Source organism: Halodesulfovibrio sp., from assembly GCF_025210605.1.
Lineage (GTDB): Bacteria > Desulfobacterota > Desulfovibrionia > Desulfovibrionales > Desulfovibrionaceae > Halodesulfovibrio.
Genome location: NZ_JAOARI010000037.1, coordinates 1 through 20297 on the forward strand (window position 1 = coordinate 1; position 20297 = coordinate 20297).

Below are 20297 nucleotides of genomic sequence, written 5' to 3' on the forward strand. Positions count from 1 at the left end.
CTTCAAATGTAATCTGTTTATGCCCCATGTAGTTATCCCTCCATTGTGGAGTTTTTTCATGTAAGGACAACATATCATGGGGCTTCTTGTTTTGAAGCCCTAAGTTCATCAAGGTGTTAAGTTTCAAATTACAATCTACGGAAAGAAGGTTCTCTGGACTCTCCTAGAACTTTTACTCGCGAGATCAGCATGTTTTTTACACCACTTCGCGGCTTACGCGCCACTACCTTACTTAATAAAAATAGCCGAACCGGCTTAGTACACTCTCAAAAAATATTTTCCTAATCGAAGTTAAGGGGGCATAGAACTGATCAAAAAGGGTGGAGTTTTTTACTCCACCCTTTCTTTATTGCTTAAAAAAGAAATTTACCTAAAAGGGGTCAAGGGGATGCGTCCCCTTGCGGGGGTGCAGGGTGCAGTGCCCACCTGCCCGTCGGAGACCCGCCGGAGGCAGTACGACGAACGTCAAACACGTACATGCTGATGATGTGTAAAAAGGTCTCCGACGGCGCTGCCGCGGGCTTTAAGAACCTTTCTCGAAGAAAGGTTCTTAAAAATCTCCAAAGACTTTTATCCACGAGGTCAGCACGTTTTTTACACCACCTCGCGGCTTACGCGCCATTACCTTACTTAATAAAAATAGCCGAACCGCTTAGTACATTCCAAAAAAAAATCTTCCCTTAGACGGGGTTAAGGGAACACCTTTTCATACAGCAAAAGGGTGGAGTAATAACTCCACCCTTTTGCTATTGCGAAAAAAAGAAATTTACCTAAACGGGGTCAAGGGGACGTGTCCCCTTGCGGGGGTGCAGGGGGCAGCGCCCGCCTGCCCGTCGGAGACCCGCCGGAGGCAGTACTACCCCTTACCCAAGAACTTGTAGTCTAACAGCCACCACCAACGAGTTTTTCTTCTTTTTTCGGCTTGGTAGAGCGTGACTGAATTACTTTGGAGTTTGGTTCAACGTCATGTGTAATCCATACGTTACCACCGATCATAGTATCATGCCCGATGGTAATGCGCCCCAGAACGGTTGCACCTGCGTAAACTGTGACATTGTCCTCAAGAATAGGGTGACGCAGATTACCTTTAATCAAGCAGCCCTCTGAATCTTTGGGGAACGACAGCGCACCGAGTGTTACCCCCTGATAGAGGCGGCACCCGTTGCCGATAATGCATGTTTCGCCGATTACAACACCTGTTCCGTGGTCAATGAAGAATTCTTCACCAATTTGTGCCCCCGGGTGGATGTCTATTCCTGTATTGGAATGCGCCATTTCACTGATGATGCGAGGGATAATCGGAACATCAAGCTTATAAAGCTCATGCGCTATTCTATGGTGAATCATTGCTGTGATTGATGGGTAGCAGAAAATAGTTTCACCGGGGGTTTTTGCCGCTGGGTCACCTTCAAAAGCGGCCTTTACATCAGAGGCAAGAAGTCTGCGAAGTTTGGGTAATGATTGTAGGAACTGCATGGCAAGAGCGCGGGAGTGCTCTTCGCAATCTTTGCATTCATTTGCAAATTCAGCACAGATAAAGCAGCCACCACGTCTGATCTGCTCTGAAAGAATCCTGTAGATTGAGTCCAGATTTGCAGACAGATGGTATCGCATGGATTCGAGGCGTACTGTTTTATCGCCAAAATACCCCGGGAAGAGCGCAGCTTTGAGGCGCTCGACAAGTTCGAGCAGTGTTTCTGTTGACGGCATCGGAGCATCGTGCTTGGAACGATGGTATACCGCCGCGTACGATTCTGGAGCGCAGAGTTCCTCAACTACTTGGTCGAGCTCTGTTATGTTGTGCTGCTCCAGCTCGGCATGATTACGTTGCATGTGTACTCCCTTGCAAGTTTGCTAGTCAGTTTCAGTAAAAAGCGGGGTCGAAAGGTAACGTTCTGCGGTGTCGCAAATGATGAACACAATACGCTTGCCTTTATTCTCTGGGCGCTTTGCCACTTGGAGCGCAGCATAGGCATTTGCGCCGGAAGAAATACCACACATGATACCTTCCTCTTTCATAAGGCGGCGTGCCATGCTGAGTGCATCTTCATTGGTGACACGTATGATTTCATCATAAATTTCTGTGTTGAGAACGTCCGGTACAAAACCAGCACCGATGCCTTGAATAGCATGTGGGGCAGGGCTTCCACCAGAAAGAACAGGGGATGCATCAGGTTCTACAGCAATGCATTGAATGTTTGCATTATGCTGCTTTAAAATTTCCCCAACACCTGTAATTGTGCCTCCTGTGCCGACTCCCGCAACGAAAATATCGATCTTGCCGTCAGTATCTCGCAGTATTTCCTGCGCAGTTGTCTTTCGATGAATAGCAGGGTTCGCTTTATTCGCAAATTGTTGCAGGTGGATTGCGTGCGGGTTTTCTGCTGTGATGCGGTTAGCTTCTTCCACAGCACCAGCCATACCCTTGGCAGCAGGGGTGAGAATAAGTTTTGCTCCAAACCCTTTGAGAAGTGCACGGCGTTCCTGACTCATAGATTCCGGCATGGTCAGAATGAGCGGAAATCCTTTAACAGCACAGGTAAAGGCAATCCCAATACCTGTATTGCCGCTTGTTGCTTCGACAAACACGGTATCTTTGGTGGTTGTACCGGAATCAATGGCGGCTTGCACCATGTTATATCCGATTCGGTCCTTTACAGAAGAACACGGGTTCATGGACTCCAGCTTTGCTACAACTTCAGCGTCTGTCCCTTCTGCAATGCGGTTGATGCGAACGAGGGGAGTGTTGCCTACAAGATCAATCATAGAATTAGCGATTTTCATGTAACTTACCTCATGGATGAAAAAAAAGGGTCGGACAAACCACGTGTGTTGTCCGACCCTTAAGTATGTATCTTAGGGTCTGCTGCTAACAAGAACAAGGACGAGTAGGAGCTTCTGCTCCGTCATCGTTTTTGTATGGAGAAATCTCACGGAGACGTTTAATGATAGCAGGAAGTTCTTTCAGTACGACTTTGACTTCTTTGTCATCATTAAATCGGGACAGTGAAAAACGAATGGAACCATGAGCGAAAGTAAACGGAACGCCCATTGCCCGCAGTACATGAGAAGGTTCGAGGCTGCCGGAAGTACATGCAGAGCCGGAGCTTGCTGCAATGTCATGTCCGTCCATCATAAGCAGAATAGCTTCACCTTCAACATGTTTGAATGAAATGTTGGTGGTGTTAGGAAGTCTGCTTTCGGTATCACCATTGATAATGGAATCTGGAATGGTTTCCAGTAAGCCTTTTTCGAGGACATCGCGCATATGTTTTACGCCTGTGTTCTCGATTTCCATGTTAAGCTGAGCCAGTTCCGCTGCTTTACCGAGACCTACAATAGCAGCAGTGTTTTCGGTTCCTGCACGGCGACCTTCTTCCTGATGTCCTCCACGCATATGCGGGCGGAAAGAAGCACCTTTGCGGACATACAGTGCGCCGATGCCTTTAGGACCATGGATTTTGTGACCGGAAAGGGACAGGTAGTCCACAGGCAATGTTTCGAGATTAAGCTCAATTTTGCCCACTGCCTGCACTGCATCTGTATGCAGCATTATGCCACGATCTTTTACAATTTTTGCAATTTCGTGCATCGGGAAGATAACGCCGGTTTCGCTGTTAGCGTACATAATAGTAACAAGGGCGGTATCTGGACGCAGGGCGTTGCGTAGTTCGTCAAGATCGAGCTGACCTTTGGTGTCAACGTTCAGGTACGTTACATCGTAGCCGCGCTGTTCAAGATGACGGCATACGTTTAGAATAGCAGGATGCTCAACACGAGTAGTGATAATATGTTTTTTACCCGGCTGTGCTTCGAGAGCAGAGTAAATAGCTGTATTATCACTTTCTGTGCCACCTGCGGTAAAGATAATTTCATCCGGCTGTGCGTTCAGGAGAGAAGCAAGCCGATGACGGGCTTTCGCAATATCTGAACTTACTTGACCGCCAAATTTGTGCATGCTGGAAGGGTTGCCGTAATAATCAGTGAGAAACGGCATCATTTCCTTTAGCACTAGCGGGTCAATTTTAGTGGTTGCGTTGTTATCGAAATAAATTGTTGTCACTGCGATACCTCCACAACGGTGAGTTCTGGTTCAACTTGTTCTTGTAATGCTTTTTCTACAACATTTTTGAGCGTAAGCTGGCTGGATGGGCAGCTGGTGCACATGCCTCGAAGCGCAACTTTTACAATGTGACCTTCGATGTCGATAAGCTCAACATCACCGCCGTCTTTTTGGAGACGCGGACGGACTTCTTCGTTAAGCACTTTCATGACAAGCTGCATACGTTCGATATTAGAGAGCTGGGGACGTGCAGAAGGTTCCGGCACTTCGCATGCAGCAACTTTTCCTGTTGCTTCGTCAATAAGACGCTGGATGTTATCTACGCATTTACCACAACCACCACCGGCTTTGGTGTAGTGTGTGACTTCTTCTACGGTTGTAAGACCGTTTTCTTCTACAGCACGCAAAATTTGTTCATCGGTAACACCGAAGCAGTGACAAATAATGGTACCTTCATGATCGTGAACTTCAACCGGTTCACCACGGAATGTTTTTATAGCAACTTCTAATGCTTCCTGTCCCATAACAGAGCAGTGCATTTTTTCTTCAGGAAGACCGCCAAGAAATTCAGCAATTTCTTTGTTGGTAATTTTTTCTGCTTCTTCCAGAGTTTTGCCTTTAAGTAATTCAGTTAAGGCAGAAGATGATGCAATTGCGCTAGCACATCCGAAGGTCTGGAATTTAGCGTCAACAATTCGGTCATTATCATCTATTTCAAGGTAGAGTTTAAGAGCGTCACCGCAGGCAAGGCTTCCAACCTCGCCAATGGCGCTTGCATTCTTAATTTCTCCCACGTTTTTTGGATTTAAAAAGTGCTCACGCACCTTGTCAGTATATTCCCACATTACACATATCCTCCGGATTCAGTTCAAAAGTATTGTGAGCGCACCTTGCAGTATAATAATGCGAAAGGGGTTAGGGAAGGGGGAAACGCATTTTTTTTTACGATGGCATGTAAAAACTTCAAACAGGGTACCGGCGTTCAACTGCAATTAGGAACACCTTGAGGATATATGAGGCGGTAGAAAATGCAGACTATATTTTTTTTGTTTCCAGATTAAATAACGTGGTTGCCGCTCAGAATTTTGATAAATCTCCTGAATACATTCATATCAATTTGAGTAGACATTTCTTCTTTCATGATCCGCAAGGTTTTGAATGCATCAGTACCGTCAGAATATGGTCTTGAAGAACGGATGGCATCGTAAATATCCGCAATCGTGATAGCGCGGACTGCAAGCGGAATATGTTCTTCTGTTAGCCCACATGGGTAGCCTGATCCATCAAGCTTTTCGTGATGAAGCAGTATGCAGTTAAGCGCATCCTGAGAGAGTGGAAGCTGTGCGCATAGTCCCGCTCCGTGTACTGGGTGGGTGTTGATGCAGTCACGCTCCTTATCAGAAAGCCTGCCGGGTTTCGTTAAAATTTCTTCGGGAATCCTGCGCTTTCCAATGTCGTGCAAAATTGCTCCCAGTCCGAATTGCACCATATCCCGTTCAGCAAATCCATATGTTTGCAGGATAAGCTGTGAATACACAAAAACATGCAGCGAGTGCGAGTAGGTTTGATAATCATGAGCGATGATTGAACCCATGGTCTGCAACGAATTTTCCAATGTCAGAAAACTTACACCTTTTGTGACAAACTCGAAAACCCTGTCGAACTCTTTGCGGTTGACCATCGGCGGCAATTTTTTTGTGAAGACTTCTTCGACCACTTCTAACGAAGTTTCATAAAAAACCTGTGCTCTGGTTGGTCTTGGGATGTGTTCGTCGAGGAGTGTGTCACCTAAATGGGTGACCATATGGTCGAAATATTCCGGGCGTTGACTTTGCTTTATGTAAACAACGTTTCGTCCGTGTTCACTTAGAGCCGCTTCATGGTGCTCCGTGAAACTGTCTCCGGCTTTAGCGTACAGCGTAAAAGAGTCTTCGCTGCGGATGTATATGTCAAAATGTCCACGGGGAGGACGCAACACCAACGAAGGCAAGACGGGAAAAAAGTCGTGCGAGATTTCCTCTAATAGAGGGGGTTGAGAAACAGCTTGTGTCATTACCAGATGTAGCCTGTAAGGTTGCAAGCACAGATATTGTGCCATCATAACGCAGTGCCGCTTCTAAAGTATGAGCAAAAAGCGTACGCGCTGAATGGAGCGAGGGGAATTCACTCTCATTACAAAATGGTTGCAATTCTGTTTTGTGTGCTTAAGTTAGAACGTGCTCACCGTTGTTCACTATTTTTACAAATTTATATGTATGAATCTGCACAATTGGGGAAAAAGGTGCAGAAGTGTACCATAGTTTGAAAGGTGAGATGCACCTGAAGAGGTGCATTGTTACAAAGTCATGATTATTCTATTGGCTGTGATGTCGTATAAATTCTCTGATATGGTATGTTCATGTGTAGTATAGAACACACTGATTAATTGTTGTGCAAAGCTGCGACGACGATTAATAAAGAAAGAATGTATGCGCCAATGTTTTGCTTTATGACTAGGGCGTGTTTCTAAATTGTACACTTGTTTTGCTGTTCTCTTTTACTCTTTATTGCGTTGCCGGAAAAAACTTGTTTCGACGTAGTGCTGTTACGCCTTAAACATATTTTTTACTTCTGCCGCGTAATAAGAAAAAGATATCTATCATTCCTGTGCATACAATTTAGGAACACATCCTAATTACTATTAACAACATGTGTTAAAAAAAGTTAGCGCATGTTGCGATAAGTTTTGTTGTTTGTCACGCAGAATTTCTCGTAATATATAAATAAATTACTTCAATTCTAAAAATAAAGAAGAATTAGCAGCACTCATTATGGTCGAACTATTGTTCAACCGTAATAAAGAGAAAAAGTATCAGTATTGTACTTTTTACTAAGTACCTAGATGAAGAATTTACTGCGATTTACTACATAAATTGCATCGAACTAAAAAGACTCGATAATATTTCACGTAAAATCGAAATAAAAAAATCTCCAATAGAAATTTATTTTGCAATGAAAAAGCAAAAATGAGCACAAGAGAATTTTTTACCTAAAAATTGCAGAAAAAATATCGAAAAATTTGTTTTTAAAATTATATCTACATATTTGTAGAGGAATATTGCATAGTGCTGCATTAAATAATAAAGGCTGAACAGCCTTTGGAGTAAGCAAATACCGCACAATATGCTTTTTATTTTTTGATTTATAATATTATGATATAAAAAGATTATTTGATTTTTTAAGCAAAGTCTAGAATCTATCTAACTGACATGAGTCTTTTATTTCTAAGATAAGAGTTAGAGAGGGCTTGTTTTGGATACAATGTTCGCTGTTATTTTACAGCATTAATATGGCAATTTAGATCAAATTACGTAGGCACAAATTCAAAAAGAGTGTTACAGAGTGTGTTGTGTTGCATTATCTTGCAATAGTACTAGTGCGCTAAATTGAAAAAACTCTAGGTTAGATCAGGACTTTTTGCGATTCGGGTAATTTTTTTGGCAGGTAAAGCCTCATTGAGTGTCTAAACTGGAATGATAGATTTATGCCGCACCTTCTCTCACCCTGTATGAAAAACAGTGAACCCGCTAGTAGCCCGCGTTTTATGTGCACGCGTTACTTTTTTTCTGCGTTTTGTATGTTTTTGGGTATAAGGTGACAGCATAAAAGACATACCATATTATTTTGCTTGTCCAAGATGTTCGCGTTTTAGTAGTAATGGTGTGTCATTTATTTTTTGTGGAGCAAAATTCGTTCAGCATGCAACAAAATTTTCGTAAGTTATTTTATTATGTTCACCCGGACACACGATCAATCGCAGTCGATTTAGCTATGTATCTTGCTGTGATAACTGTTCTGGTATGGAGTGTTTTTTCTGGCGCTGAAGCATCTGGGTACAACTGGCAATGGAGCAGGGTTCCTCGTTACCTGTTTACTGTTTCAGACGGGGCTTTTCATTTGGGTCCACTGCTGACCGGTTTGATGGTAACGCTTGAAATAGCATGTTATTCTATGGTGCTGGCGTTTACATTTGGGCTTATTGCTGTTCTTTTTAGGGTATCAAAGTCTGCTGTTGCGCGCTATGTTGCTGCTTTATATGTCGAACTTATTCGTAACACCCCACTCATGCTGCAAGTGCTCATAATGTATTTTGTCATTGCGCCTGTGTTGGAAATGGAGCGGTTTTTATCTGCTGTTCTTGCGCTGGCACTTTTCGAAGGGGCATATATTGCAGAAATTTTCAGGGCTGGCATTGAAGCAGTCCCCAAAGGGCAGTGGGAAGCTGCTGAAAGTGTAGGGCTGAGCCGTTTTCATATCTACAGGCTGGTGGTTTTGCCTCAAGCAATTCGGGCAACACTACCGCCGCTGACAGGGCAGGCTGTTTCTTTGGTGAAAGATTCTGCTCTGGTCTCTGTTATCGCGATTTATGATTTGACGATGCAGGCACAGGCTGTAATCTCAGAAACGTATCTCACTTTTGAGATATGGTTTATAGTGGCGTTAATTTATTTATTGATTACAGTGAGTTTGTCTTGTGTTGTTCATTTTTTAGAGAAAAAATATTCGTATGACCTCTAAAAGCCGTTTCACAGTAAAGAGGAGGAGTAACGTGGTAAAATCTTTTGTGAGAACAGTTCTAGCTTTGCTGCTTGTTGCAACATTCTGCCTGCCTGCAATGGCACAGAATGTAATGTCTGACTTGAGTAAAGAGAGCGTAATTTCCAAAGTAATAGAACGAAATAAGCTGCGTGTTGGTTTTTCTACGTTCGTTCCCTGGGCAATGAAAGATAAAGATGGCAATTTCATAGGCTATGAAATTGACGTTATGAAAGAGCTTGCAAAAGACCTTGGCGTTGAAATTGAATTTGTTCCAACAACATGGTCTGGTATCATCCCTGCTCTGTTGGCAAATAAATTTGATGTGATTATCGGCGGTATGTCCGTTACTACTCAGCGTAATCTTAAAGTTAATTTTTCCGCACCGTATGATTATACCGGAATCGGTATTCTTGCCTCCCTCAAAAAAGGTGGAAATATTAAGACATTGGAAGATGTGAATAATCCGGATGTAGTCGTTGTTGCACGTATTGGTTCTACACCGGCAGCTGCGGCAAAAAAATATTTCCCGAAAGCTACTGTTCGTTTATTCGAAAAAGAAACTCAGTGCGTGCAGGAGCTTATGACTGGTAGAGCTGCTGTTATGCTTGCAAGTGCTCCGCTTCCAGCATTCAAAGCGTATGAATTTCCTAAAAAATTATTTGTGCCGGTAAAAGGCACATTTACTAAAGAACCTATCGCGTTTGCTTTGCGTAAAGGTGACCCTGATACACTGAATGTGCTTAACAACTGGATTCAGATAAAGCATGACTCTGGTTGGCTTAAAGCGCGTAAAGACTATTGGTTCGAAGGAAAAGAATGGGAGTCTCAACTCAAATAATCTGAGGATGAGCACGGATAACGCACTATTTTTTATGATGATATCTAACACTGTGGCGGACTTGTTCCGCCACAATTTATTATGCAGCAAAAACGATACAAACCTGTACTTCTCGACTACATATTGCTGGCGTTGATTGGCGGCGGCATTCTCTACTTTTACTGGCAGTTGGAAAATGAGCTGCAATATGAATGGGACTGGTCAGCGATTCCGCAGTTTATCTTACGAAACAAAAATGGAGCGTGGGAGCCGAACTTTTTGCTTGAAGGGTTGCTTACGACAATCCGCTTGAGCATTTGGGCTACATTACTCGCCTGTCTGGTAGGTGTTGTCATGGGTCTAGCCCGTGTGAGCCAGAGTCGGTTTGCCCGTATGGTTTCGAGAACCTACGTGGAAATTGTGCGCAATATGCCTCCGATTGTGCTTATTTTTATCTCCTATTTTTTCCTTTCTGCGCAACTTACACATTTCTTTGCTCTGGATACAGTCGCGCAGGAAATGCCTGCATGGCTTGCATCTGTCGTGTCGGTATTTTTCAGCAAGCCTTCACAGTTTACGCAGTTTATTACTGGTGTAATTACCTTGGGGCTTTACGAAGGAGCATACATTACTGAAATTGTGCGCGGGGGAATAAACAGCGTACAGCGCGGTCAGTGGGAGGCTTCGGCATCACTTGGTTTTAACCGATTTGACCAGCTACGTATGGTTGTACTTCCGCAGGCACTTAAAGTGATTATCCCACCTCTGGCTGGGCAGTTTATTTCGACGATTAAAGATTCGGCGATCCTTTCTGTTATTTCTATTCAGGAACTGACATTTCAAGGGCTGGAGCTTATGGCATCCACGTATCTGGTATTTGAGGTCTGGACAACAATTACGCTTATGTATCTTGTGTTAACGCTCGGATGTTCCATGCTGTCCCGCTGGTTAGAGCGTGCTTTGTCGTGGAAAAATTAGCGGCTGGCTTTGTAAACTGAAGGAGTTTTTGGCAACATTCCTGTTTGTTTCAGGATATTGTATTCACAATGTGTTGTAGAGATTTGTTACAGCATGTAAGCTGAGAAATACTGTGTAAATAGTAATAGCTTACAGGATGCGTTATGGATACACCCGCCACAAAGAATCGTCTGTCATTAGTAATTCGTTTTGTTACCCGCGGAATGTGGGAAACAGATTTGAAAAAATTGCCGCAAGTTCAACGGCGCGCTGTTATTTTTTGTAGGCGCTTTTCCGTTGTTTTCAGCGGCTTTTTTAATGACAACTGCATGCTTAGGGCTACAGCTCTTGCCTATACAACGATACTTTCCATTGTCCCCTTTCTTGCTGTGCTTTTTTCTATCTCCAAAGGGTTGGGAGTACAGGATAGTGAGACATTTCGTCTTCTTTTGCTGAATGCGTCTGCGGGGAATGAAAAAGCTGTCGATGCACTTTTGCAGTATGTGAATAATACGAATGTGACAACACTCGGTGTAATTGGTGTCGCAACATTGCTGTTTACTGTAATTTCTTTGATGGGGAATATTGAAGCTGCTTTTAATACTATCTGGAATATCAAGCACGGAAGGACGTTATGGCGAAAATTTACTGATTTTTTCTCCATAGTCCTTGTTGCACCAGTCTTGCTAGGTGTTGCAGTGAGTTTGAGTGTGACTTTCCAGCATGATTCGATGGTGCAAGGAATATTAAGTATCAATGCTGTTAATTACCTTTATATACAAGTTCTTAGAGGTGTTCCAAGTGTTGTTATCTGGTTTGTGTTTTTCTTTGTGTACATATTTATTCCGAATACAAAAGTTAAGGCTTTCAGTGCGTTTTCCGGTGCGCTTGTTGGAGTGATTTTATGGAAAAGTGTAGAAAGTGTGTATGTTTCGTATTTGCTGGGAGTGAATAATTATAATTTGATTTACGGCAGCTTTGCACAATTTCCACTGTTTCTTATATGGATTTATATTAGCTGGTTGATTGTCTTGTTCGGTGTGGAGGTTTGCTATGCTATCCAATACGGTTCAACGGAAGAAGATAAGATGCTGGCAGGTAAAACTAGTTGTTACGAAAAGGCAGTGCTCGCAGTTGCTGTAATGGCGACGCTTGTTGATGCCTACCGTCAAAAGACAGGTGGGGTTCGAGTTGATTTCCTGAGCGATAAGCTGAATGTATCTCAGCTTCTTATAGGCGATGTTCTTGCTATTTTGGAAAAGAATGGTTTTGTTGCAAAGCTTGAAGCCGAAGAGGTGGCATACATTCTTGCACGTCCCGCTGAAGTGACAATGGTTTCAGATATTATAATGACAATTACACGCCATCATCCACAACGAGTTATGCAGTATAAACTGCATGGGCATACAAACTGCGTGGACATTGTCCAAACTCTCTATGAACAGATAGCTGATGGCGCAGATTGTGCGTTGTCAGAATTAACATTGCCTCAGTGCGCAGCTGGGTAGCATTGGCAAGATATCTCTATCTGATTCTAAGTAGATACTATGCCGTTGGGAACCAAGCAGAAAGCTTGATAGGTAGCTTTTGAAACGAGCTGATTTTGCAAATAGAGTTGTAATAGCAAAGCCCGAAACAATTGTTTCGGGCTTTGCTATAGTTTTTTAGAAAAAGCAGATTAAGCCGTGGCTGGTATTTCTACTCGAAATGTCTCGCTACTAGGGGGCAGGGAAAATATTGCAGATTGCATTTTCCTGCACCTCGGAGACAAAAAATATGCTTCGGGTGTTTAGCAGGCTTCGCTCTTTTTAGTCTGATCTGCAACAAGCTGCCCACATGCTGCTTTAATGTCCGCCCCTTTTGATTGGCGGATAATCGCAGTAACACCTTTGTCCCAGAGTACTTTTTGGAATTTGAGGACAGCCTCTTCTGAAGGTGCTTTGTACGGATCACCTTCCGATGGGTTGTACACAATGAGGTTGAGCTTAGATTTTGTTTGGGAAATAAGCTTAACCAGTTCTCGTGCGTCTTCTACAGAATCGTTCACGCCGCCGAGCAAAAGATATTCGTATGTGATTCTTTCGCGGGTTTTGAGCGGGTAGTTTTTAAGGGCGTGCATGAAGTCATCAAGTTTCCATCTGGCGGCTTTCGGCATTATCTGAGCACGAAGAGCCTGATTTGGTGCATGTAATGATACAGCAAGAAATGCAAGACCAGATTCGCCAAGTTCAGACAATCCTTTTTGAATGCCGCACGTCGATACAGTTACACGACGAGGGGAGAACGCAAGTCCTAAGGTACTGTGCATGGTGGTAAGGGATTTGAGAAGAGTCTCAAGGTTGAGCAACGGCTCTCCCATACCCATAAATACGATGTTTCGCAGAATAGGGCGTTCTGCAACGTCATTGAGATAATGACGAGCCACAAGAACCTGACCGAGAATCTCGCTCTGAGTCATGTTGCGTTTGAAGCCCATTGTTCCGGTTGAACAGAATGTACATGCCATTGCACAACCGACCTGACAGGAAAGACACTGGGAGTACCTGCCCTTGGAACCAGGGATGAGTACGGTTTCTACGAGAGCGCCATCATGCAGCTTCAGGAGAAATTTAATAGTGCCGTCTTTGCTTGTTTGTGAGGTTACAACTTCCGGCCAGCGGATAAATGCTTCTTCATGCAAACGCGCACGGACAGCTTTGGAGATATTGGTCATCTCATCAAAAGATTGAACGTACTTGTTCCACAACCATTGCCAAACTTGCTTGGTGCGGAATTTTTTTTCTCCGAGATTTACGAGAAACTCTTCAAGCTCTTCATATGAAAGATCAAGAATGTTAACCATGACAGCCCCTTTTTTCCGACTACATCGCCGGTGAATATCTGGATGTACGCAATGCGCCATCGCCACGGACTCTATATACACTAACGGTTCACCTGTGAAGAGGTAGCGGTAACCTTTGGATGAATATTGAAGCAGGCGATCATTTTTTATGCGATTTTGCTCATGTTTGCGGTGAAATAACCTCTTATTTTTTAAAGGAAATAATGTTATGCAAAATTATCATTATTGCATTGGTTAAATTGTATTATCGCGATGGAGGGGGGCTGTGAAATTTTTTGGGAACTGCACGGTTGCTTTGGTACTTTTACTGTGCACTGTTTCTACGCAGGCTTTCGCAGGAGATGCTCAGTCTAACAGGGCTGCCGCAATGCGTAGCGTTGATATGAAACTGTATGATTTTTACATGGACCATAGTTTGGGGTTGGAACTATGTCTGGAAACTTGTCCGAGTAAAGCAAAGCTTATTGATGATGCATCAGGGACGCTTGTTGCGTTGCTGGACGGTGCGGTATCTTCGATACGTGGAGAACACCACGGAGCTATGAATTTTTCGGAACACACTTCCGAATTACTTACCAAAAACAAAAAAGTGTATTCGAAAGCTGCTGGCTGTACTCCGTGCCTTGCGCTGGCAAAGCGGGTGAAACAGTATGCTGATAGTGGTTTTCCCGCTAAGATATCTCGCGTAGCCCTGTTGCATACCGAAAAGTATAAAAATAATCCTGAATTGGAATTTGCAGATAACCTTGTGTACAAAACTCACTACGGGTGGATTGCCAGTGGCAAAAGAAGATCATGCAATGTCCAAATGCCAAGAACATGGGCAAAAGCGTCGCCGGAGCGCTCTCGCCGGTCTTTTGAATATCGTAGCGCTCTAGGAAATGGTGTGCCGTTTTTTGCTATTGAATCTTCTCCAGCCCGTAAGGTTCATTCAAAAGAGAAGATTCTTCAGGAACTGCATCATCGTGTTGAAGCAGAGGTGCTTTCAAAGCAGTTCGGTTTAGTACAAATTTTAGCTCAAGGCATGCAACGACTTGGTTCGACGCAAGGCATATGGGTAATGTTTGCTGCGGATGGAAAAGGAAACAATGACGCAGGCTATTACTATAATTGGTATATGCTGGTAGATGGGACTGTCTTAATGTTCCGCTCCGGCGTGAATGGTTCCGGCAAGTCTCCAACAATGGAGCAGGAAGAGTTATTTAGAAAATATTATCACACGTTGCGTGAAATAGCAGTGTCTTCTGTAATACGATAACTACACGCATGTACTGTGTTTGAACAACAATGAAACAGCCCGTTATTGCACAAACAATAACGGGCTGTTTTTTTAATGTAGTATGCAGGTGTTTTTTATAAAACACGCATGAAGATTTCAGTAACATCTTCTCTGGTGAGTGGTGCAATGCGACCAAGGTCGCGGTATGAAAATGCACTCTCTACAAGGTATGGGACATCTTTTTCTGTGACTCCCCATACAGACAGACGAGTTGGCGCACCCCATGCAGTGAATGCTGCACGAGTTGCATCAATGCCACCTTGCATGCCATCTTGTCCCCATACTGTTTCAGCAAAACGGTTGAAAATATCTGGTGCTTTTGCACACACTTGCTGCATCCATGATGGGAAGAGGATTGCAAGCCCTTCGCCGTGTGGAATGTGAGGGAAGCGTCCGCTAAGGGCATGCTCAAGGGCATGGGAAGTCCAGTCGCCACCGGAAAGACCGCAGCCTGTGAGACCGTTGAGGCTCAGGCAGGAAGCCCATGCGAGGTTAGCGCGTGCTGCATAATTTGAAGGGTCATGCTGCAATGAATGCATGGAGTTGATGAGGGATATAAGCAACCCTTCACAAATGTTAAGTGTGGTTTCTTCATTGAAGTAACCAGTGCGCTTGTCTGCAATGCGTCCACGGAAGTAGTTTTCCATGATGTGTGTCATTGCATCAATGCCACTACCAGCAGTAAGACTCCAAGGAGTCTGCACCTGATATAGCGGGTCAATTGCACTTACTTTTGGAATCATGCAGTGCCCGCCAAGACTCCATTTTTTCTGCAATTGTTCGTTGGTGATTACAGCTTTACCGTTCATTTCAGAACCAGTGCCGGACAACGTTACGACGGTGTAGACAGGTAATGAGCGTTCAACGCTCTTACGGGATTCAACTTTTTCCCAGTAGTCATCAAGGTAAAAACCGGCAGCAATAGCTTTTGCAGCATCAATAACACTGCCGCCGCCAACGCCAAGAACTGCGCCGACACTTGCTTTACGGGCAATGTTGATACCTGCTTCAACCTGCTCCAGCGACGGGTTCGGTTTAATTCCCCAGAATTCAGTCCAGTCTATGCCAGCTTCCTGAAGCGAACGAACTGTTGCGTCGTACGCACCATTATTGCGTGCAGAGCCGCCTCCCATAACAAGAAGTACAGAAGACGCTTCTTTTACAATATGCCAACCAATGAGATCGACAGCGTCTTGACCGAAAATTACCTGAGTAGGAGCACTATATGTAAAAGCATCCATGTAAATCACCTGATAGAAAAATGTTACTGCTTAAGTTATGCAGTGTTGCACTATAGCGTCTAACTTCACTAACGACAAGCCTTGTCGTTAGTGAGTGTTTATAAAAAAACGCAAAAAGTGTTTCTGTAGTGGATAACTATGAAGGCATTGTACTGTCCATAAAGTGGAATAACACCATCGCAGGATATATTATAATGAATGTGTAGATTCAATTTTGCCGTTGCGGATAAGTACCGTATGGTCTGATATAGAATTGAGCCATTCACGATCATGCGAAACAATTATAAGGCTGGTATTGTGCTCTGTTTTTGTACGCAGTGCTGCATTTCGGATGCGTTCAGTAGATTCTTCATCAAGGGATGATGTCGGCTCGTCCATTAAGAGAACACGAGGTTTTACCGCTAGACGGGCAGCAAGCGATACTCGTTGCGCTTCGCCCCCTGATAGTTCGAACCAGTTTCGTGAAAGAAACGTTTGAGGTGACAAGCCTACTTCCTCAAGAGCAGATGCTGCAATACCGGAAATATTTGTACGACCTCGCACGCGTAATCCGTATTCAATATTTTCCTGAACTGTCCGCTTCAGCAAATATGGCTGCTGTGTAAGGAGAGTGACTTCACGCCGCAATGCTGTGTCTGCAATGGTTGCTTTTTTACCGTTGAACAGAATAGTTCCAGATTTTGGGGATTCCAGAAAAGCAAGCATGCGCATAAGTGTTGACTTGCCGCTGCCATTAGGACCAAAGATTCCGGTAATTGTTCCTGCCTCAAGCATAAGCTTGTCAATGCTGAGGACAGTCCTCTCACCATAGGTTTGTACGATATTTGAAAGTTGGTACAAAGCCATCTTATTGCCCCGCACGTCTTTTAAGTTTTGCAACGCTGAAGTTAACACCGAAAGCGATGATGAGCAGAACAACCCCAAGAGCTATGCCCATAGCAAATTCGCCTTTGCCTGTTTCCAACGCAATAGCAGTTGTAATGGTTCGGGTGTGCCACTTGATGTTTCCACCAACCATCATGGAAATACCAATTTCAGATACTATGCGTCCGTAAGCTGCCACACCTGCGAGCATGAGGTGATAGCGAATTTCCCATAAGGTAGCGCGCAGGAGTTGGAATTTATCAGCACCAAGTGTGAGTAACGTGTCTTTCATGCCGGAATCTGCGGTTTCCACAGCATTGGCGACCATGGCAACGACAATAGGCATACCAAGCATAACTTGACCTATGGCAATGCCGGGCAGTGTAAAAAGAAGTCCGTAGTCACCCAAGGGACCTTGACGGGATACAAGCGAATAGACAACCAGACCGATAACAACTGTTGGAAATGACAACAGTGTATCGGTAATCATTCTTATAGTGTCGCGACCTTTGAAGCGACAGTATCCCAGTACAAAACCGAGCGGTGCTCCCAGCAAAATTGTGAAAAAAATTGAAAGCGATGAGACGCATAGAGTAATGTAGACGGCTGACCATGTTTCCGGATTACCGTCAAAAAGAAGCTGGAAGGCCTTGATAAGTCCTTCATAAATAAAACCCATGTAATCTCCTTGCCAAAAAAAAGGGGTGGCAAAAGAGCCACCCCAGCAAAATCAAATGCGTAACAGCAAATTATTTACCTGCGTTAGGTGTAAAGAGCTGTTTGCCGAGCAGACGGAAGTTGCCGATTGCTTTCTGAGCTTTAGGGGAAGCCATCCAATCGATGAAGCTGTTAGCAAGTTTAACCTGTGCTTTTGGACAAACACCCGGGTTAATAGCAATGGCACTGTACTGGTTGAAGAGTACTTTATCGCCTTCTACAACGATTTTCAACGGTGTCTTGCCTTTGTTAACGTCCATGTATTTGATCCATGTGCCACGGTCAGTCATGGTGTATGCGCCTTTCTGAGCTGCTGCGTTCAGAGTTTTGAGCATACCCTGACCAAGCTGCATGTACCAGTCTGCTTTATCAGGAACTGCCATGCCAGCAGCTTTCCAGAGAGAAATTTCTTTTTTGTTTGTGCCGGAGTTGTCACCGCGGGAAGCAAAAGGAGCTTTTGCAGCAGCAATTGCTTTAAGTGCTTTTTCAACAGGCATGCCGATAACATGTGCAGGATCGGAAGCAGGGCCAACAATTACGAAATCGTTGTACATAAGCTGGGTACGGTTAATCCCGTGGTTGTTCTTAACGAATTTTTTTTCTGCGCCAGGAGCATGTACAAGCAGAACATCAACGTCGCAGTTACGACCCATAGCGAGCGCTTTACCAGTACCGATAGCAGTCCAGCGAATTTCAATGCCGGTATCTTTTGTGAACTCTGGCATCAGTTCGTCAAGTAAGCCGGTGTTATCAGTACTTGTGGTGGTTGCCATCATGAGTACTTTATCTTTTGCCTGAGCCATTGCAGGCACGAGCAGTGCTACCGCGAGAAGTAAAGCAGCAAATTTTTTCATTAAAAACTCCATCGTTATTTTAAGTAATTCTAAGTCCGTATTAGGGACAAAAAAAGATGTAATCGTATTTTTCAGCGAAAGAAAGCGAAAAAAACCTGCTTCTAATGTGACACTTGTTAGTAGAGAATTGTTACCGCCTGAATTTGTTGATAAAAAAGATAACGGAAAATAATAACGGAAAATAACGTAACCTAACAATAAAAAAGGACAATGAGTTACTCATTGTCCTTTCTATCTACTGGAATTTGGTGGAAACGCTATTCGAAAAGATACGCGTACTGTAATGCGATCTGGTCAGTTTTATCTGCCACGGATGTGGCAAGCATGGTGACATTGTCTGCTGTTACAATACCAGTGTCTTGGGCAAGAAAGTATTTAAGGTTGTTTGAGTTTTCTGAAAAAACCCACACAATGCTGTATACAGAGCCGATTTTTGGGCGATCTGCGAATTCAGACATGGTGTTAATCATAACTGTAATTTTGGGTACATCGTCACCAGTCATTTTGAACAAGCTTGATGTGTTGCAAACGCTTTTCAATTCAAACGCAAGCATAGAGCCAAGGTTGTCAGCGCCTTTTTGCTCAATAAAAATCGGAGTGGTGCGCGATGCAATCACTGCCGGAGTATCTGCTTTTGGTTCTGCTGCCTGTGTGGACTTGACAGGTTGTTGAGCCTGTTCTGCAAACGCAGGTAATGCAGCAAAAGTAATACAAATGAGGACGAGGCAGAGTAATCGTTTCATCATTATCTCCTTGGTATAGCCGGTGTATATCATGTTACTTTTTGTATGTCAGTTTCTAGTGGCTTACTTAGTGTCCGGTGTTCGAATAAGTTGCACTAATATAAGAGAAATACAAGCTAAACCTGCCGCTGCCAAGAACGGAATTTTGTAGTCAACCATCCAGAGCATGCCACCAAGAGCCGGAACAACAACAGCTGCAATATGGTTGATGGTAAAACTTACTGCCATTGAAGGCGCAATGTCTGCCGGATCAGCAATTTTTTGAAAGTATGATTTAATGGCTAACGAGAAGTTAAAGAATATGTGATCCAACACATACAGGAAGGCAACGAGCAACTTGGATTCAACATACGCGTATGAGATGAACACAAGAACCATCGCAGCATATTCCAGCGATAGAACCTTGCGCTCTCCGTATTTATTTACGGCTCTACCAATAGCAGGGGAAAGCCACCAGTTAATGATGTTGTTTACAATAAAGAGTACCGTGACTTCCTGAATGCTGAACTGGAATTTATCCACCATAAGAAACACTGCAAATGCTACAAAAATCTGGCGGCGCGCACCTGCGAAAAAGTTGAGCAGGTAGAACAGCCAGTAACGCCAGCGTAGAATCATTTTTTTGTGTTGTGGAGGGATATTTTTTGATGTTGGATTTTGCGTTAAGCACCAGAGTGCTGTGAGCATAACCAGAATACCAAACAGCCAGAAAAGTTGCTGGAAGTTGAGCGCCATGCTGAGCAGAAAGATTGAGCCGCCGACAATGAGGTTTGTTACTGAACCCATTGCCCGTAATCTGCCCATAATGACAGGAGCTTCTTTGAGATCAAAATATTGCAGTGTCAGGGACTGGTTTACTGTCTCGTAATAATGAAACCCGAAACTCATAATGAGCGTGGTGAGAATCATGCCGGGGTATGTCGGCATGGAGCCGGTCAGTCCTACACCAAGTCCTAAAATAAGTATGGAAGTAGCTGCAAGGCGGTGTTCAGCAATAAAAAGCAATAGGTAGATAACAAGCAGGGCAAGAAAACCAGGAATCTCACGAACGGATTGGATGATTCCTATTTGCTGACCTGTAAGTCCAACAATATCAACCGCAAAGTTGTTGTAAAGTGTGCGCCATGCTTGAAAGCCTGTTGCAACGGCAATGGTCATAATAAGCAGGAAGATATACATTCGTCGGCGATCTGCGTCGGACATTGAAATTCTCCAGAGAAACGTAGAAAAGGTATAAAAATAACATCACACTCGTGTGTGAAGAAACAAAGCAGTGTGTTGTTTGGTTAAGCAAGCAGTGCTGTGTATGTATTCTGGATACAAGAGACAGGGTGGGAAATTG

Annotated in this window: 17 protein-coding genes; 5 read left to right on the forward strand and 12 right to left on the reverse strand. The window is 43.8% G+C overall.

Annotation, left to right across the window (positions count from 1 at the left end; translation table 11 throughout):
* Window positions 1-882: 882 nt before the first annotated feature.
* The 5 genes from epsC to N4A56_RS14505 form a co-directional block, all read right to left on the reverse strand.
* Window positions 883-1833, reverse strand: coding sequence for a serine O-acetyltransferase EpsC (epsC, locus tag N4A56_RS14485; protein WP_293671172.1), 951 nt, complete (start codon window positions 1831-1833; stop codon window positions 883-885).
* Window positions 1834-1854: 21 nt separating this feature from the next.
* Window positions 1855-2784, reverse strand: coding sequence for a cysteine synthase A (gene cysK / locus N4A56_RS14490; RefSeq protein WP_295548413.1), 930 nt, complete (start codon window positions 2782-2784; stop codon window positions 1855-1857).
* Between the two features lie 85 nt (window positions 2785-2869).
* Window positions 2870-4063 (reverse strand): cysteine desulfurase NifS, encoded by a 1194-nt coding sequence (gene nifS, locus N4A56_RS14495; protein WP_293671174.1) that lies wholly within the window; start codon window positions 4061-4063, stop codon window positions 2870-2872.
* Window positions 4060-4908 carry a Fe-S cluster assembly protein NifU gene (gene nifU / locus N4A56_RS14500; RefSeq protein ID WP_293671175.1) on the reverse strand — a complete coding sequence of 283 codons (849 nt, stop codon included), beginning with the start codon at window positions 4906-4908 and terminating at the stop codon, window positions 4060-4062. Before nifU ends, nifS begins: the two co-directional genes overlap by 4 nt.
* Window positions 4909-5120: 212 nt before the next feature.
* Entirely contained in the window at window positions 5121-5867 is a 747-nt protein-coding gene (locus N4A56_RS14505; protein ID WP_293671176.1) for an HD domain-containing phosphohydrolase, read from the reverse strand.
* Between the two features lie 1934 nt (window positions 5868-7801).
* On the opposite strand from N4A56_RS14505, the gene N4A56_RS14510 reads away from it, so the two are divergent.
* From N4A56_RS14510 to N4A56_RS14525, 4 genes are all read left to right on the forward strand, one after another.
* Window positions 7802-8620 carry an amino acid ABC transporter permease gene (locus N4A56_RS14510; protein ID WP_295548415.1) on the forward strand — a complete coding sequence of 273 codons (819 nt, stop codon included), beginning with the start codon at window positions 7802-7804 and terminating at the stop codon, window positions 8618-8620.
* A gap of 31 nt (window positions 8621-8651) precedes the next feature.
* Complete coding sequence (locus tag N4A56_RS14515) at window positions 8652-9479, forward strand: transporter substrate-binding domain-containing protein (RefSeq protein ID WP_293671179.1); 828 nt, start codon at window positions 8652-8654, stop codon at window positions 9477-9479.
* An 81-nt stretch (window positions 9480-9560) separates the two neighbouring features.
* Window positions 9561-10436 carry an amino acid ABC transporter permease gene (locus tag N4A56_RS14520; RefSeq protein ID WP_293671181.1) on the forward strand — a complete coding sequence of 292 codons (876 nt, stop codon included), beginning with the start codon at window positions 9561-9563 and terminating at the stop codon, window positions 10434-10436.
* 143 nt (window positions 10437-10579) lie between these two features.
* On the forward strand, window positions 10580-11923 hold the full coding sequence (locus N4A56_RS14525) for a YihY/virulence factor BrkB family protein (RefSeq protein WP_295548418.1): 1344 nt from the start codon (window positions 10580-10582) through the stop codon (window positions 11921-11923).
* A 281-nt stretch (window positions 11924-12204) separates the two neighbouring features.
* Here N4A56_RS14525 and rlmN read toward each other — a convergent pair whose 3' ends face one another.
* Window positions 12205-13257, reverse strand: a complete 1053-nt coding sequence (rlmN, locus tag N4A56_RS14530) for a 23S rRNA (adenine(2503)-C(2))-methyltransferase RlmN (protein ID WP_295548420.1) — start codon at window positions 13255-13257, stop codon at window positions 12205-12207.
* A gap of 265 nt (window positions 13258-13522) precedes the next feature.
* Here rlmN and N4A56_RS14535 point away from each other — a divergent pair, with 265 nt between their 5' ends.
* Window positions 13523-14515, forward strand: coding sequence for a hypothetical protein (locus N4A56_RS14535; RefSeq protein ID WP_295548422.1), 993 nt, complete (start codon window positions 13523-13525; stop codon window positions 14513-14515).
* Window positions 14516-14610: 95 nt separating this feature from the next.
* Here the strand turns inward: N4A56_RS14535 and N4A56_RS14540 are convergent, their stop codons facing one another.
* The 6 genes from N4A56_RS14540 to N4A56_RS14565 all read right to left on the reverse strand — a co-directional run bounded on the left by N4A56_RS14540 (window position 14611) and on the right by N4A56_RS14565 (window position 20158).
* Window positions 14611-15777, reverse strand: coding sequence for an iron-containing alcohol dehydrogenase (locus tag N4A56_RS14540; RefSeq protein WP_293671188.1), 1167 nt, complete (start codon window positions 15775-15777; stop codon window positions 14611-14613).
* A 189-nt stretch (window positions 15778-15966) separates the two neighbouring features.
* Entirely contained in the window at window positions 15967-16623 is a 657-nt protein-coding gene (locus N4A56_RS14545) for an ATP-binding cassette domain-containing protein (protein WP_295548425.1), read from the reverse strand.
* Window position 16624: 1 nt separating this feature from the next.
* Window positions 16625-17320, reverse strand: coding sequence for an ABC transporter permease (locus N4A56_RS14550; protein ID WP_293671192.1), 696 nt, complete (start codon window positions 17318-17320; stop codon window positions 16625-16627).
* A gap of 70 nt (window positions 17321-17390) precedes the next feature.
* A complete protein-coding gene (locus N4A56_RS14555; RefSeq protein ID WP_295548428.1) occupies window positions 17391-18212 on the reverse strand; it encodes a substrate-binding domain-containing protein in 822 nt (273 codons plus the stop codon).
* Between the two features lie 257 nt (window positions 18213-18469).
* Window positions 18470-18955: a hypothetical protein gene (locus N4A56_RS14560; protein ID WP_295548430.1), complete on the reverse strand. Its 486-nt coding sequence runs from the start codon at window positions 18953-18955 to the stop codon at window positions 18470-18472.
* Window positions 18956-19018: 63 nt separating this feature from the next.
* Window positions 19019-20158: an MFS transporter gene (locus tag N4A56_RS14565; protein WP_295548432.1), complete on the reverse strand. Its 1140-nt coding sequence runs from the start codon at window positions 20156-20158 to the stop codon at window positions 19019-19021.
* Between the last annotated feature and the right edge of the window lie 139 nt (window positions 20159-20297).

Bases quoted from the DNA above. Each gene is read 5' to 3' on its own strand.
- N4A56_RS14565 (WP_295548432.1), bottom strand. From the start codon at position 20,158: ATGTCCGACGCAGATCGCCGACGAATGTATATCTTCCTGCTTATTATG.
- N4A56_RS14525 (WP_295548418.1), top strand. From the start codon at position 10,580: ATGGATACACCCGCCACAAAGAATCGTCTGTCATTAGTAATTCGTTTT.
- epsC (WP_293671172.1), bottom strand. From the start codon at position 1,833: ATGCAACGTAATCATGCCGAGCTGGAGCAGCACAACATAACAGAGCTC.
- N4A56_RS14505 (WP_293671176.1), bottom strand. From the start codon at position 5,867: ATGGTCACCCATTTAGGTGACACACTCCTCGACGAACACATCCCAAGA.
- nifU (WP_293671175.1), bottom strand. From the start codon at position 4,908: ATGTGGGAATATACTGACAAGGTGCGTGAGCACTTTTTAAATCCAAAA.
- N4A56_RS14540 (WP_293671188.1), bottom strand. From the start codon at position 15,777: ATGGATGCTTTTACATATAGTGCTCCTACTCAGGTAATTTTCGGTCAA.
- N4A56_RS14510 (WP_295548415.1), top strand. From the start codon at position 7,802: ATGCAACAAAATTTTCGTAAGTTATTTTATTATGTTCACCCGGACACA.
- rlmN (WP_295548420.1), bottom strand. From the start codon at position 13,257: ATGGTTAACATTCTTGATCTTTCATATGAAGAGCTTGAAGAGTTTCTC.
- N4A56_RS14550 (WP_293671192.1), bottom strand. From the start codon at position 17,320: ATGGGTTTTATTTATGAAGGACTTATCAAGGCCTTCCAGCTTCTTTTT.
- N4A56_RS14520 (WP_293671181.1), top strand. From the start codon at position 9,561: ATGCAGCAAAAACGATACAAACCTGTACTTCTCGACTACATATTGCTG.
- N4A56_RS14555 (WP_295548428.1), bottom strand. From the start codon at position 18,212: ATGAAAAAATTTGCTGCTTTACTTCTCGCGGTAGCACTGCTCGTGCCT.
- cysK (WP_295548413.1), bottom strand. From the start codon at position 2,784: ATGAAAATCGCTAATTCTATGATTGATCTTGTAGGCAACACTCCCCTC.
- N4A56_RS14545 (WP_295548425.1), bottom strand. From the start codon at position 16,623: ATGGCTTTGTACCAACTTTCAAATATCGTACAAACCTATGGTGAGAGG.
- N4A56_RS14560 (WP_295548430.1), bottom strand. From the start codon at position 18,955: ATGAAACGATTACTCTGCCTCGTCCTCATTTGTATTACTTTTGCTGCA.